The organism is Streptomyces sp. NPDC051214 (assembly GCF_040682375.1).
Lineage (GTDB): Bacteria > Actinomycetota > Actinomycetes > Streptomycetales > Streptomycetaceae > Streptomyces.
The window spans coordinates 480806-494041 of sequence record NZ_JBFBAT010000003.1; the positions used below are offsets into that span (position 1 = coordinate 480806).

Annotated in this window: 13 protein-coding genes; 11 read left to right on the plus strand and 2 right to left on the minus strand. The window is 70.4% G+C overall.

The window, feature by feature from the left end; genetic code table 11:
- The first annotated feature begins 127 nt into the window (after positions 1-127).
- The 8 genes from AB0M70_RS10080 to AB0M70_RS10115 all read left to right on the plus strand — a co-directional run bounded on the left by AB0M70_RS10080 (position 128) and on the right by AB0M70_RS10115 (position 9022).
- On the plus strand, positions 128-1492 hold the full coding sequence (locus AB0M70_RS10080; RefSeq protein WP_365818342.1) for an FAD-dependent oxidoreductase: 1365 nt from the start codon (positions 128-130) through the stop codon (positions 1490-1492).
- 182 nt (positions 1493-1674) lie between these two features.
- On the plus strand, positions 1675-2418 hold the full coding sequence (locus AB0M70_RS10085) for a class I SAM-dependent methyltransferase (protein WP_365818344.1): 744 nt from the start codon (positions 1675-1677) through the stop codon (positions 2416-2418).
- A 131-nt stretch (positions 2419-2549) separates the two neighbouring features.
- Positions 2550-3665: an iron ABC transporter permease gene (locus AB0M70_RS10090; protein WP_365818346.1), complete on the plus strand. Its 1116-nt coding sequence runs from the start codon at positions 2550-2552 to the stop codon at positions 3663-3665.
- Positions 3666-4481 (plus strand): ABC transporter ATP-binding protein, encoded by an 816-nt coding sequence (locus tag AB0M70_RS10095; protein WP_365818348.1) that lies wholly within the window; start codon positions 3666-3668, stop codon positions 4479-4481.
- Entirely contained in the window at positions 4478-5485 is a 1008-nt protein-coding gene (locus AB0M70_RS10100; RefSeq protein ID WP_365818350.1) for an ABC transporter substrate-binding protein, read from the plus strand. The genes AB0M70_RS10095 and AB0M70_RS10100 overlap by 4 nt, the downstream gene beginning before the upstream one ends.
- 65 nt (positions 5486-5550) lie before the next feature.
- Positions 5551-6582, plus strand: coding sequence for a pyridoxal-phosphate dependent enzyme (locus AB0M70_RS10105; RefSeq protein WP_365818783.1), 1032 nt, complete (start codon positions 5551-5553; stop codon positions 6580-6582).
- The gene (locus AB0M70_RS10110) at positions 6579-7805 is read left to right on the plus strand and encodes an ATP-grasp domain-containing protein (protein ID WP_365818352.1); all 1227 of its coding nucleotides are present in this window, start codon (positions 6579-6581) and stop codon (positions 7803-7805) included. Before AB0M70_RS10105 ends, AB0M70_RS10110 begins: the two co-directional genes overlap by 4 nt.
- Positions 7802-9022: an MFS transporter gene (locus AB0M70_RS10115; RefSeq protein WP_365818354.1), complete on the plus strand. Its 1221-nt coding sequence runs from the start codon at positions 7802-7804 to the stop codon at positions 9020-9022. The genes AB0M70_RS10110 and AB0M70_RS10115 overlap by 4 nt, the downstream gene beginning before the upstream one ends.
- Here AB0M70_RS10115 and AB0M70_RS10120 read toward each other — a convergent pair.
- Positions 9003-9470, minus strand: coding sequence for a nuclear transport factor 2 family protein (locus tag AB0M70_RS10120; RefSeq protein WP_365818356.1), 468 nt, complete (start codon positions 9468-9470; stop codon positions 9003-9005). The genes AB0M70_RS10115 and AB0M70_RS10120 overlap by 20 nt on opposite strands.
- Positions 9471-9631: 161 nt before the next feature.
- On the opposite strand from AB0M70_RS10120, the gene AB0M70_RS10125 reads away from it, so the two are divergent.
- Together AB0M70_RS10125 and AB0M70_RS10130 are read left to right on the plus strand one after the other, a co-directional pair.
- Complete coding sequence (locus AB0M70_RS10125) at positions 9632-10183, plus strand: TetR/AcrR family transcriptional regulator (protein ID WP_365818358.1); 552 nt, start codon at positions 9632-9634, stop codon at positions 10181-10183.
- 29 nt (positions 10184-10212) lie between these two features.
- The gene (locus tag AB0M70_RS10130) at positions 10213-10641 is read left to right on the plus strand and encodes a nitroreductase/quinone reductase family protein (protein ID WP_365818360.1); all 429 of its coding nucleotides are present in this window, start codon (positions 10213-10215) and stop codon (positions 10639-10641) included.
- 2 nt (positions 10642-10643) lie between these two features.
- Here the strand turns inward: AB0M70_RS10130 and AB0M70_RS10135 are convergent, their stop codons facing one another.
- Positions 10644-12023 (minus strand): alpha-amylase family protein, encoded by a 1380-nt coding sequence (locus AB0M70_RS10135; protein WP_365818362.1) that lies wholly within the window; start codon positions 12021-12023, stop codon positions 10644-10646.
- 278 nt (positions 12024-12301) lie between these two features.
- Between AB0M70_RS10135 and AB0M70_RS10140 the strand changes: the two genes are divergently transcribed.
- On the plus strand, positions 12302-13216 hold the full coding sequence (locus AB0M70_RS10140) for a diiron oxygenase (RefSeq protein WP_365818363.1): 915 nt from the start codon (positions 12302-12304) through the stop codon (positions 13214-13216).
- Positions 13217-13236: the final 20 nt, after the last annotated feature.

Sequence of the window (13236 nt, forward strand, 5' to 3'; positions counted from 1 at the left end):
CCCTGCCTTCGCGCCCCCATAAGCCGTCCTTATGAGGTCATAGGTCCAGGCCGGGTACTAACTTAGGATTGCCTTAGTTTAGGCTTCCCCACGAGCCCCACGTCTTCGCTCGAAGGGAAACCTGATCATGTCTCGCCCTCTGCGGGTAGCCGTTGTCGGAGCCGGTCCGGCCGGCATCTACGCCGCCGACGCGCTGCTGAAATCCGCAGTGGCGGTCGAGCCCGGTGTGTCGATCGACCTCTTCGAGCGGATGCCCGCGCCCTTCGGCCTCATCCGCTACGGCGTCGCCCCCGACCACCCCCGGATCAAGGGCATCATCACGGCCCTGCATCAGGTCCTGGACAAGCCTCAGATCCGCTTCTTCGGCAATGTCGACTACCCGAACGACATCGACCTCGACGACCTGCGCAGCTTCTACGACGCGGTGATCTTCTCCACCGGTGCGACGGCCGACCGGGCGCTCGACATCCCCGGCATCGACCTCGAGGGCTCGCACGGCGCCGCTGACTTCGTCTCCTGGTACGACGGGCACCCGGACGTGCCCCGCACCTGGCCGCTCGACGCGGAGAAGGTCGCCGTCCTCGGCGTCGGCAACGTGGCCCTCGACGTGGCCCGCATCCTGGCCAAGACCGCGGAGGAGCTCCTGCCGACCGAGATCCCGCCGAACGTCCACGAGGGCCTCAAGGCCAACAAGGCGCGGGAGGTCCACGTCTTCGGGCGTCGCGGTCCCGCGCAGGCCAAGTTCAGCCCGATGGAGCTGCGGGAGCTCGACCACTCCCCGAACATCGAGGTCATCGTCGACCCCGAGGACATCGACTACGACGACGGCTCGATCGCGACCCGGCGCGGCAACAAGCAGGCCGACATGGTGGCCAAGACGCTGGAGAACTGGGCCATCCGCGACATCGGCGAGCGGCCGCACAAGCTGTTCCTGCACTTCTTCGAGTCGCCGACCGAGATCCTCGGCGAGGACGGCCGGGTGGTGGGCCTGCGCACCGAGCGCACCGAGCTCGACGGCACCGGCAACGTCAAGGGGACCGGCGAGTTCAAGGACTGGGACCTCGGCGCCGTCTACCGCGCCGTGGGCTACCTCTCCGACGAACTGCCCAAGCTCCCCTGGGACGTCGCCTCGGGCACGGTGCCCGACAAGGGCGGCCGGGTCATCGAGGAGACCGGCGAACACCTGCAGTCGACGTACGTCACCGGCTGGATCCGCCGCGGCCCCGTGGGCCTGATCGGTCACACCAAGGGCGACGCCAACGAGACGGTCGCCAGCCTCATCGACGACCACACGAACGCCCGCCTCCACACGCCCACCGCCCCCGGCCCGGCGGCCGTCGAGGCCTTCCTCGGCGAGCGGAACATCCGCTTCACCACGTGGGAGGGCTGGTACCGCCTGGACGCCGCCGAGAAGGCACTCGGCGAGGCCGAGGAGCGCGAGCGCGTGAAGATCGTCGAGCGCGAGGACATGCTCAAGGCGAGCGGCGCCTAGTACGAGCCGGTGAGGCCCGGAGCACCAGAAGGTGCAAGGGCCTCCTCGCGGTGGGCCGCCTGCGTACGCGCCGGGGCAGCGCCCACCTGAACGACCGGGCCTGACCGGGAACCAGAAGTGTCCTGCGGCCGACCACTGGTGAGCACGTTCCGAACGGCTCACTGGATCGAGGTTGCCGCAGCATGCACTGGTACGAGGACGACGGGTTCTGGTCCGACTTCTCCGAGACGATGTTCTCCGAGCGGCGGCGGGCGGAGACGGCGGACATCGTCGCCCGCTCGCCGCTCCTTGCCTTCCCGGCCGGCAGCCGCGTACTGGACCTGTGCTGCGGGCCCGGCCTCTACCTCGCGCCGCTGGCCCGCCGCGGCTACACGGTCACGGGAGTGGACCTCAGCGCCGCGCTGCTGAAGCGGGCCGAGGCCGCGTGCGCGGACGCCGGGGTCGATGTCCGCCTGATCCGGGCCGACATGCTCACCCACGTCGAGCCACGGTCGTACGACGTGGTGCTGAACGTCTTCACGTCCTTCGGCTACTTCGACGACGCCCGGGACAACGTCCAGGTGCTGCGCAACGCCTATGACTCGCTGGTGCCCGGTGGACAACTGCTGATCGACGTGATGGGCAAAGAAGTGCTCGCCGGCTGGATCGGCCGCCCCCAGGTCGTCGAGCTCGACGGCGCGTACGTCGTGCAGCGCGACACCGTCCTGGACAGCTGGACGCGGCTGCGGACCGACTGGACCCTCGTGCGGGACGGGATCGCGCGCGAGGCCTCGATCACCTCCTTCCTCTACAGCGCGGCCGAACTGCGCACCCTCTTCGAAGACGCCGGATTCACCGGCGTGGAGTGCTTCGGCGGCTTCGACGAGGAGCCCTACGACCAGCACTCACGACGCCTGATCGTCCGAGGGACCAAACCCCGCACGTGATCCGGCAGTCGAGCGCGGCCGTTCGCGAATCTCCGGGAACTTCGCGGCACCGCCCGCCGACTACTTCAGCGTGCCGCGCCGCGCGGGAGCGGCCGCACCACCGTGAACGGTCCGACGGGCGAAGGGACTTCATGACCGAGGCCACATCCGAGGCCCCCTCGGGGACCGCCACCCCAGAGGCGGCCCGCGACGGCACACCGGCCGGCACAGCAGGCCGCGGCCGGCTCCTGACCACGCTGACCGTGCTCTCCGTGACGCTGGTCGTCTCCGTCCTCGCCGGGATCGCCCTCGGTCCCACCGTCGTGCCGCTCGGAGACGTCGTGCGGTTCCTGACCGCCGCCCTCACCGGCGGCAGCATCGGGGCCGACGACGTCACCGGCTACTCCATCGTCTGGCATGTACGCACCCCACGGGTCTTGCTCGCAGCCGTGGTGGGGGCGGGGCTCTCCGTCGTCGGCGTCGCCGTCCAGGCGCTGGTGCGCAACGCCCTCGCGGACCCGTTCGTCCTCGGCATCTCCTCCGGCGCCTCCGTCGGGGCCACCGCGGTCGTGGTGTTCGGGGTGTTCGCCGGCCTCGGCGTCTACGCGTTGTCCGCCGCCGCGTTCCTCGGGGCGCTCGGAGCCACCGTGCTCGTGTATCTGGCGGCGCGTGGACCGCTCGGACTGACGCCGTTGCGCCTGGTCCTGACCGGGGTCGCGCTGGCCTACGGATTCCAGGCGCTGATGAGCGTGCTCGTCTTCCTCTCGCCCAACGGCCAGGCCGCCCGCACGGTCCTCTTCTGGCTGCTCGGCAGCCTCGGCTCGGCGTCCTGGGAGTCGCTGCCGCTCGCGGCCGGTGCCGTCCTGATCACGGTCGTGGTGCTGCTGCGCCAGAGCCGGTCCCTCGATGTGCTGTCGCTGGGGGACGAGACCGCCGCCAGCCTGGGCGTGGACGCGGAGGCGCTGCGGCGCGGGCTCTTCCTCCTCACGGCGGCGGTCACCGGGCTCATCGTCGCGGTCAGCGGCGCGATCGGCTTCGTCGGACTCGTCCTGCCGCATGTCGTGCGCATCCTCGTCGGCTCCACGCACCGCCGGGTGCTCGCCGTCGCTCCGCTCGCCGGCGCCGTCTTCCTGGTCTGGGTCGACCTCGTCGCCCGCACCGCCTTCGCCCCCGAGGAACTGCCGCTCGGGGTCATCACCGCGCTGATCGGCGTACCGGTGTTCATCGTGCTGATGCGCCGCCGCGGCTATCTGTTCGGAGGGCGGTAGATGACCCTCGTTCTGCGCGACCTCTCGGTCGAGGCGGCGGGGCGTGCCCTGGTCGACCGGCTGAACATCGAGGTGCGGGCGGGCCGGGTCGTCGGACTCGTCGGCCCGAACGGCAGCGGCAAGTCCACCGCCCTGCGCTGCGTCTACCGGGCGCTGCGGCCCACGTCGGGCGCCGTCCTCCTGGACGGCACCGACCTGACGACGCTCAAGCTGCGCGACAGCGCCCGCTCGATCGCCGCGCTCACCCAGGAGAGCCACACCGAACTCGACTTCACGGTCGGGGAAGTCGTGGCGCTCGGCCGCGCCCCGCACGCCGGCGGCAACCAGCCCCTGACCGCACGCGAACAGGCCCTGTGCCGACAGGCGATGGACCGCCTGGACGTCACCCACCTCGCCGCCCGCAGCGTGCTCACCCTCTCCGGCGGCGAACGGCAGCGCGTGCTCGTGGCGCGCGCCCTCGTCCAGGAACCCCGCGTCCTGGTCCTCGACGAGCCCACCAACCACCTGGACATCCGCCACCAGGTGGAACTCCTCTCCTTCCTGCGCGGATCGGGCCTCACCGTGCTCACAGCCCTGCACGACCTCAACCTGGCGGCCGCCGCCTGCGACACCCTCGCCGTCCTGAGCTCCGGCTCCCTGGTCGCCACCGGAACCCCGGCGGACGTCCTGAACCCCGAGCTGATCCGCAAGGTGTTCGGTGTCGACGCCACCGTCGTGCACCACCCCCGCACCGGGACGCCCCAACTCGTCTACGACCTCGCCCCCACCCGCGCCCCGGCACCCGCCGACGCCCTGGCAGAAGGACCGCACTCATGATCCGACCACCGCTGCCCCGCACCCTGGCAGCCGCCGCACTCCTCACGACCGGGCTCCTGACCACCGGCTGCGGCGCCGAGGTGGAGCCGACGGCGAAGAGCAAGGCCGAGACGGTCACCGTCTCCAACTGCGGCAAGGACGTCACCTACACCCGCCCTAAGCGGCCGGTGGCCTACGACGTCAGCGGCGCCGAGAAGATGTTCTCGCTGGGCCTCGCCGACCAGATGCGCGGCTACGTCATGAACAAGCTCGGCGACCCCTCCATCAAGGGCTCGCCCTGGCGCGAGGACTACGACGACGTGCAGCGCCTCGGCACCGAGCGCATCACCCGCGAGATCGTGGCCGACGCCAAGGCCGACTTCGTCCTCGCCGGCTGGAACTCCGGCTTCAGCGAGGAGCGCGGCATCACGCCCGCCCTCCTCAAGAAGGTCGGGTCCGCCAGCTACCTGCACACCGAGACGTGCTGGGACTACGGCGACAAGAACGTCGACGTCACCCCCCTTGAGGCCCTCTACACGGACCTCGACAACCTGGGCCGGATCTTCGGCGTGGAGAAGCGCGCCGACAAGCTCGTCACCGACCTCAAGGGACGCGTCAGCGCCCTGAAGAAGACCTGGCCCGAGAAGGGCGACCCGGCCAAAGTATTCGTCTACGACTCGGGCACCGACCAGCCCTTCACCGCCGGACGCCACGCCGCACCCAACGACATCATCAAGGCCGCGGGCGCCACCAACGTCTTCGACGACCTCAACAAGGGCTGGACGACGGTGGGCTGGGAGCCCGTGATCAAGGCGAAGCCCGAGGTGATCGTCATCATCGACTACGCCGACCAGCCGGCCAAGGAGAAGATCGCCTACCTGAAGTCGCTCGACAGCCTGAAGTCGGTCCCCGCCGTCAAAAAGAACCGCTTCTTCGTGATGTCCTACGGCGACGCCGTCAGCGGCCCGCGCAACGTCAAGGGCGCCGAGGACCTGGGCGGCTACCTCCGGTCGGTCGGACGGTGACCCCCTTGCGCACGGCCGCGCCCCCAGCGGCCACCGCCACCGTGCACGAACACATCACCGACGCGATGAAGACCCCCGACCTGCTGCGGCTCACCGACAACGTCGTCCTCGCGCGCTTCGAGACGATGAAGGTGTACGCGGCCCTCGGCGCGGTCCGCACCCTCCTGGAGCGCGGGACCGTGCGGCCCGGCCAGACCCTCGTCGACAGCTCCAGCGGCATCTACGCCCTTGCCCTCGCCATGGCCTGCCACCGCTACGGCCTCGGCTGTCACATCGTGGCCTCCACCACCGTCGACGCGGCGATGCGGGCCCAGTTGGAGATCCTCGGCGCCACGGTGGACCAGATGCCGCCCTCCGACAGCCTGCGGCTCGACCAGGAACGACGCGTGCATCGCGTGCGCCAACTGCTCGCCGGCCGAAGCGACGTGCACTGGATGCGCCAGTATCACGACGGCGTCCACTACGCGGGTTACGAGGAGTTCGCGGACCTGGTCGAGGCCGCGCTGCCCGACACCCCGCTGACCGTGGTCGGCGCCGTCGGCACCGGGGCGTCGACCGGCGGGCTCGTCCAGCCCCTGCGTCAACGCGGCCGCGAGGTAAGGCTGTTGGGGATTCAGCCGTTCGGCAGCGTCACGTTCGGGAGCGAGGACTTCCACGACCCCGAGGCGATCATCGCCGGGATCGGCAGCTCGATCCCCTTCGACAACGTCCGCCACGACCTGTACGACGCCCTCCACTGGGTCGACTTCCGGCACGCCATGGCGGGAGCCGTCGATCTGCTGCGGGCCCACGCGGTGTTCGCCGGTCTCTCCACCGGGGCGGCGCACCTCGTCACGGCCTGGGAGGCGGCCCGCAACCCGGACCGGACGCATCTGGTGATCGGCGCCGACACCGGACACCGCTACACCGAGCGGGTCTTCTCCCGGCACCAGGAGGCGCTCGACCCGCGCACCCTCAAGCCGCACCAGATCACGGACCTTGCCGACCTCGCACTGCCGTGGTCGTCGATGGAGTGGAACCGGCGGAGCTACGACGTACGCACGCGCACCGAGCACGAGACGCACGAACAGCACGAGAAGGAGGGACAGGCATCGTGACGATCGCCGCCCTGGAAGCACTCACCTTCGGCCTCGGACGCCTTGTGGAGGCGGCCGACGCCGCCGGGCACCGGCTCTGCCTGCTCACGGGCGACCGGGGCGTCTACCGGCACGAACTGGAGCGCCTGGAACCGGGAGCGCTCGACGTCGTCGACGTGGACACCCGTGACGCGGCCGCGTGCGCCGAGGCCCTTGCCGCCGTACCGGACCTGAAAGGACTCATCAACTCGACCGACACCTGGAGCGTGCCCGGCGCGGACCTCGCCGCCCAACTGGGCCTGCCCGGCCCCGACCCGGCAGCGGTCCGCGTCCTGCGGGACAAGTCCCGGGTGCGCAACCTCCTGCACGAACAGAACCTGAGCCGCGGCCCCGCCCTCTCGATTCCCGCCGAGCCCGCGGCGGCCGACGAGGTGCTCCGGCAGATCGGCCTGCCGACGGTCCTCAAGGACTCGGCGGGCACCTCGTCCCGCAACGTCTGGCTGGCCCGCGACGAGCGCCAGTTGCACGCGGCGCTCCGTGAGGCCTCCCGGCGCGCCTTCTCCGGGCGGCTGTTCGCGGAACCCTTCTTCGCCGGGCCCCTCTACAGCGCGGAGACGCTCGGCTGGGCGGGCGAGACGAAGCTCCTGGGTGTGCTCAGCCGCCAGATGTCCGCCGAGCCGTCCGTCCGGGAGGAGGCCGCCTCCTTCCCCGTCGCCTTGCCCGCGCAGGACTTCGACCTGATCCAGGACTGGGTGGGGCGCGTCCTCGCGGCCGCGGGCCATGACGAGGGTTTCGCGCACGTCGAGTTCGTCCTCACCACCGAAGGCCCTGAGCTCGTCGAGATCAACCGCCGCATCGGCGGCGCGCTCGTCGGCGAGGCGCTGTGCCGCGCCCTGCGCACCAATGTGTACGACGCGATGGTCGCCGTCGCGCTCGGCCTGCGTCCCGCCCTGCTCGACGCACCCGCGGCCGCCGGCCCCGCCACGGGATTCGTCCTCGTCTACCCCGACCGGCCCGGCACCCTCACCGGATGGACCGGCCTGGACGGCCTGACCGCCTTCCCCGGCTCGCCCGAGTGGTATCCCACCGCGGCCCCCGGCGACCGCCTGGAACACGTGAGTGATCAGCGCGGCTGCACCGGGATCGTCCTGGCCGAGGGCGCGACGGCCGAACTCGCCCTGCACCGCGCGCTGAGCGCGGCCGGGAGCATACGGCCGCTCGTCGCCGCCGACGCCCACGAGTGACGGTCCTGGGCAAGCCGCGCGGGCGCCTGCGCTCGGGCATCGCGCGGCTCACCGGGCCGCAGCGCTTCCTGCTCGCGGGGTCGTTCCTGATCCCGCTGGGCAGCTTCGCCGTCCTGCCCTTCATGTCGGTGCTGCTGCACGAGCGGCTCGGCATGGGGCTCGGCACGGTCGGCGTCGTCCTTGCCGTCGCCTCGCTGGTGCAGTTCTCGGGCGGAGTGGTGGGCGGCGCGGTCGCCGAGCGCATCGGGCTGCGGCACACGATGCTGCTCGCCCTGGCAATCCGTACGGCGGGCTTCGCCTGCTTCCTTCCCGGCCTGCGCCACCCGGCAGCCGCCGTCTTCGCCCTGTTCCTGGTGTCGGTCGGCGCCGCCCTCTACCTGCCCGCCAACAAGGCCTACTTGATCCACCAGGTCGACGCCGAGCAGCGCCCCTTGTTGCTGTCCGCGAGCGGCTCGGCCCTGAACGCGGGCATCGCCCTGGGGCCGCTGGCCGCGGCGCCCTTCGTCCTCAGCGCCTCTGCCGGGCTCTTCACCGCGGTGACCGCGCTGTTCGCGGTGATCACCGCGGGCCATGTCCTGCTGCCGGTCGAGAGCCCCGACCGCGCGCCCACTGCCGGGACCGGACAGGAACAGACGCCGCCACGCCGGGAGAAGGTCTTCGCCGGTCTCGCCGTGCTGCCCTTCACGACCACCGTGCTGAGCCTGTACGTGTTCATGTTCTTCCAGCACTACCTCGCTCTGTACGCGGTGCCCCGCACCTCGGCCACGTACTACGGACTGGTCCTCGCCCTCTACGCCCTGCTGCTCGTGGTCGCGCAGCCCCTCCTCTCGGACCGGATCGCACGCCTGCCCTACGCTCGGGCCCTGTGGCTCGGGTTCGGCGCGATGGCCGGGGGGATGGCCACGCTCGCCGTCGGCAACCACGCCGCGATCTTGGCCGGAGCCCTGCTCGTCTGCCTCGGTGAGATCGTCCTGTTCCTCAAGAACGATCTCGAGGCCCTCGACCGGTCGCCGCGTGCGCCGGCGGTCGTGTTCGGCCACCAGCGGCTCGCGGCCGGGATCGGGGCCTTCGCCAGCGGGATCATGGGAGGCGCGGGCTACCAGCTGGCCGAACGCGGCGGCGGCGCCGGTCTGTTCTGGGTCGCGGTGGCCGCGCAGTGCGTACTGCTGCCATTGCTCCTGAGCCGCTGGACCGCGCTCAGAGGCCGAGGTCGCTGAGGCCGGGGTGGTCGTCGGGGCGGCGGCCGAGCGGCCAGTGGTACCTGCGGTCGGACTCCTCGATGGGCAGGTCGTTGATGGACGCGTGCCGGGACCGCATCAGGCCGTCGTCGTCGAACTCCCAGTTCTCGTTGCCGTACGAGCGGAACCAGTGGCCGGAGTCGTCATGCCATTCGTAGGCGAAGCGCACCGCGATGCGGTGCCCGTCGTGCGCCCACAGTTCCTTGATGAGGCGGTAGTCGAGCTCCCGGTCCCACTTGCGGGAGAGGAAGGCGGTGATGGCGTCGCGCCCCGTGACGAACTCCGCGCGGTTGCGCCAGCGGGAGTCCTCGCTGTAGGCGGGGGCCACCTTCTGGGGATCGCGGGAGTTCCAGCCGTCCTCGGCGAGGCGGACCTTCTCCATCGCGGTCTCCCGGGTGAACGGCGGGACGGGGGGACGGGTGCTCATGGCTGGCTCCTCGGGTCGAGGGGGAGAGGACGGCGAGAACGGTCGTTCTCCGTCGCGGTCGCCCACGATAGGAGAACGTGCGTTCTCGCGCAATGGTGCGACGGCGTGCGGCCTCGTAGTAGCCTGCGAGAACGTACGTTCTCACCCTCCCGGGAGTCCTCATGGACCGCGCCGAAGCGGAAGTCAGGCTGCTCGACGCCGCCGACGCGCTCTTCTACGAGCGAGGAGTCCAGGCCGTGGGCATGGATCAGGTGCGCACGGCGTCGGGCGTGTCGCTCAAGCGCCTCTACCAGGTCTTCCCGTCGAAGTCGGAGCTGGTCCGCGCCTGGCTCGAACGACGCGACCGCCGCTGGAGGGCGCGTCTGGCCGAGTACGCCGACGCCCGGCCCGCGGGCGCGGAGCGCGTCCTCGCGGTCTACGACTGGCTCTACGAGTGGTTCGGTGAGCCGGACTTCCGGGGCTGCGCGTTCATCAATTCCTTCGGTGAACTCGGCGCCGTCGACCCGGCGGTGGCCGACACCGTCCGGGCGCACAAGCGCGCCTTCCACGCCTACATGGCGGGACTGGTGGCCGCCGCGGGCGAACCGGGGCAGACTGTCGGCCCGTTGGTCCTGCTCGCGGAGGGGGCCATGACCGCGGCCGCCATATCCGGCTCACCCGAACCGGCGCGCCAGGCCCGGCAAGGAGCGGTTCAGTTGCTGGCCGCGCGGTGATCGCGGGTCGGCCGACAGGAAGAAGGCTGATGGCGAAGACGTATCGCGTCGGATTCGGGACGCGTCTGATCAACGGCGTGTTCGGGGCGATGACCCGGCGCGGGATGGGCAAGAGCTACCGGTACATCCTGACCGTGCGCGGCAGGAAGTCGGGCCGCCTGTTCTCCACGCCGGTCGACGTGATGTCGGCCGGGGGCGAACGCTGGGTCGTCGGCGCCTACGGGGTGAGCAACTGGGTGCGCAACGCCCGCGCGGCCGGGGAGATCGAGCTCAGCAGGGGCGGCACGTCGCAGACCGTGCGCGTGATCGAGCTCGGCCCCGAGGAGAGCGTCCCCGTGCTGCGCCAGTACTGGCGCGAAGTGCCCGTCACCCGCCCCTACTTCGACGTGACGGGCGACTCGACGGACGAGGAGTTCGCCGCCGAGTCGCCACGTCACCCGGTGTTCCGCCTGGCCTAGGGTCAGCCCGCCTTCGCCCCGGTGTGCAGGGCGAGGGCGCTGCGGGCGGGCAGGGTGGTCCCGATCTTTCCGTCGTCCCCGACGGTGACCGTGTCGCCCTCGCAGTTGTCCGCCGGTGCCTTGGCGACATTGCAGTAGGTGCCGCCGGGCAGGGACGTCGTGAAGGTCTGGGTCAGCTCGCCGTCGCCGTTGTTGAGGGCCACGAACCCCTTGGCGCCGCGGCCGAAGGCGAGGGCGCTGCCGCCGTTGTCCCACCAGTCGGTCAGCTCGGCGTCACCCACCTCGTTGCGGAATCCGACGAGGCCGGTGACCGCCTGCCGGGTGTGGGTGTCCGTCCAGCCGTCCGCGCCGCTGGGCGGGCCCGCGTCCTTCTCGGACCACTCGTAGCCGGAGTACACGTTCGGTGAGCCGTAGGGGGACGCGAGCATGAAGACGTTGGCCAGGGTGTAGGTCGCGCCGTCCTTGTACGTGAGCGTCGAGCCGTTGCGCTCGGTGTCCCAGTTGTCGACGAACGTACGGGCCGATCCGCTGCCCAGTTTGCCGTCCGCGACCGTTTTCAGCTGCGCTATGTCGCCGCCCTGGAAGGCGCTCTTGAGGTGCCCGCCGTAGCGGAACTCGTCGACGTCCCCGACGTCGGTGTACTCGTCGGGCTGGACTGCCTCGCCGCCGCCGTGGATGACCTCCGACACCCAGAACCCGGGATCGCTCATCTTGCCCTTGACGGCGGCCACGTCATCGGCGGACATGTGCTTGGCGGCGTCGATGCGGAAGCCGTCCACGCCGAGGGACCGCAGGTCGTCCAGGTAGGCGGCGATGGTGGTGCGGACCGCGTCGCTGCCGGTGTCGAGGTCGGCAAGGCCCACCAGCTCGCAGTTCTGGACGTTGTCACGGCTGGTGTAGTCGTTGATGCTCGTGCGGCAGGTGTGGAAGTCCGCGTCCCGGAAGGAGCCGGGGTACTCGTACTTGCCGTACGCGGTGCCGCCGGTGCCCGTGCCCGAGCCGGCCGCCATGTGGTTGATGACGGCGTCCGCGATGACCTTGACGCCCGCCTGGTGACAGGCGTCCACCATGCTCTTGAAGGCGGCGCGGTCACCGAGACGCCCCGCGATCTTGTAACTGACGGGCTGGTACGAGGTCCACCACTGGTCGCCCTGTATGTGTTCGGAGGCGGGCGACACCTGGACGTAGCCGTAGCCCGACGGGCCGAGCTGCTCGGTGCAGGCCTTGCCCACGTCCGCGAACTTCCGCTCGAACATGGTGGCGGTGACGGTCTTCTCGCCGGGCGGTGTCGCCTGCGACTGCCAGGGCGCGAACGTCGCGAGACCGGCCGCGGCCAGGACCCCGGCCGACGTCGCGCCAAGCAGGCGGGAACGGTACTGCATGCTGCGGCTCCTTCGTGGGGGGATTCCGAAGGGGAGCCTGCCTTTCGCTCATGTACGCGTCAATGCTTTCTGCAAGATATTTCAACAACCCCCGATGTGCCCGGGTTTGTTGCTGCAAGAACTTGCGCGAATTCACTTCTTACTCAGGGGTAGGCTCGCCGCTTTCCTTGTTATACGGTCTGTCTAACAAGCGGGCCGCGGCGCGTTGCGGGACGGCGCCCCGGTCCGTTGCCTGAGCGAACAAGAGAACGTACGCATCAGAGTCAAGGAGCCGCAGCATGGCAAGCAGCACTGTTCGGCCGGCAGCGCAGGATCACCCCGAAGAAGACGACGTGGCCCGGCGGTTGCTCGACTCGGCCGCCGAGCTGGCCTACGACCCGGCCACCGAAGTGGACTGGGAGACCCCCCTCGACCGCGACTTCCACGGCGCGAGCCCGGAATGGTGCTCCCTGTACGGCACGGCCTACTGGCAGGAGATGACCGAGGCGCAGCGCAAGGAGCTGACGCGGCAGGAAGCCGCGTCGGTGGCCAGCACGGGCATCTGGTTCGAGATGATCCTCCAGCAAATGGTGCTGCGCGACGTCTACATGAAGGACCCGGCCAGCGACGAAGTGCAGTGGGCGCTCACCGAGATAGCCGAGGAGTGCCGGCACTCGATCATGTTCGCCCGCGGCGCCCGGAAGCTGGGTGCGCCCGCCTACCGCCCCAAGCGGTTCGCGATGGAGCTCGGCCGCGCGTTCAAGACGGTGGCCTTCGGCGAGGCGGCCTATGCCGCGATCCTCGTGGCCGAAGAGGTGCTCGACGTCATGCAGCGCGACTGGATGCGCGACGAGCGTGTCGTGCCGTTCGTCCGCACGATCAACAACATCCATGTCGTCGAGGAATCACGGCACATGAAGTTCGCCCGCGACCAGACGACCAAGCGGCTCTCCGGGGCGGGCCCGCTGCGCCGCCAGATCAACGCCTTCGTCGTCGCCATCGCCTCGTACTACATCGTCACCAGCATGGTGAACCCCAAGGTGTACGAGAACGCCGGGCTCGACGAGAAGCGTGCACGCGCCGAGGCGAAGGCCAACGAACACCACAAGTCCATGATGCGGTCCAGCTGTTCGGGCCTGATGGAGTTCCTGGCCTCATCCCGGCTGCTCACCAAGCCGGCCCTCGCCTTCTACAAGCGCGCCCACCTCATCTGAGCCAGCCTCACCGGACCCGA

Excerpts from the sequence above, each read along its gene's own strand:
- AB0M70_RS10100 (WP_365818350.1), top strand. The coding sequence starts at position 4,478 with ATGATCCGACCACCGCTGCCCCGCACCCTGGCAGCCGCCGCACTCCTC.
- AB0M70_RS10135 (WP_365818362.1), bottom strand. The coding sequence starts at position 12,023 with ATGCAGTACCGTTCCCGCCTGCTTGGCGCGACGTCGGCCGGGGTCCTG.
- AB0M70_RS10080 (WP_365818342.1), top strand. The coding sequence starts at position 128 with ATGTCTCGCCCTCTGCGGGTAGCCGTTGTCGGAGCCGGTCCGGCCGGC.
- AB0M70_RS10140 (WP_365818363.1), top strand. The coding sequence starts at position 12,302 with ATGGCAAGCAGCACTGTTCGGCCGGCAGCGCAGGATCACCCCGAAGAA.
- AB0M70_RS10120 (WP_365818356.1), bottom strand. The coding sequence starts at position 9,470 with ATGAGCACCCGTCCCCCCGTCCCGCCGTTCACCCGGGAGACCGCGATG.
- AB0M70_RS10090 (WP_365818346.1), top strand. The coding sequence starts at position 2,550 with ATGACCGAGGCCACATCCGAGGCCCCCTCGGGGACCGCCACCCCAGAG.
- AB0M70_RS10105 (WP_365818783.1), top strand. The coding sequence starts at position 5,551 with ATGAAGACCCCCGACCTGCTGCGGCTCACCGACAACGTCGTCCTCGCG.
- AB0M70_RS10125 (WP_365818358.1), top strand. The coding sequence starts at position 9,632 with ATGGACCGCGCCGAAGCGGAAGTCAGGCTGCTCGACGCCGCCGACGCG.
- AB0M70_RS10085 (WP_365818344.1), top strand. The coding sequence starts at position 1,675 with ATGCACTGGTACGAGGACGACGGGTTCTGGTCCGACTTCTCCGAGACG.
- AB0M70_RS10095 (WP_365818348.1), top strand. The coding sequence starts at position 3,666 with ATGACCCTCGTTCTGCGCGACCTCTCGGTCGAGGCGGCGGGGCGTGCC.
- AB0M70_RS10130 (WP_365818360.1), top strand. The coding sequence starts at position 10,213 with ATGGCGAAGACGTATCGCGTCGGATTCGGGACGCGTCTGATCAACGGC.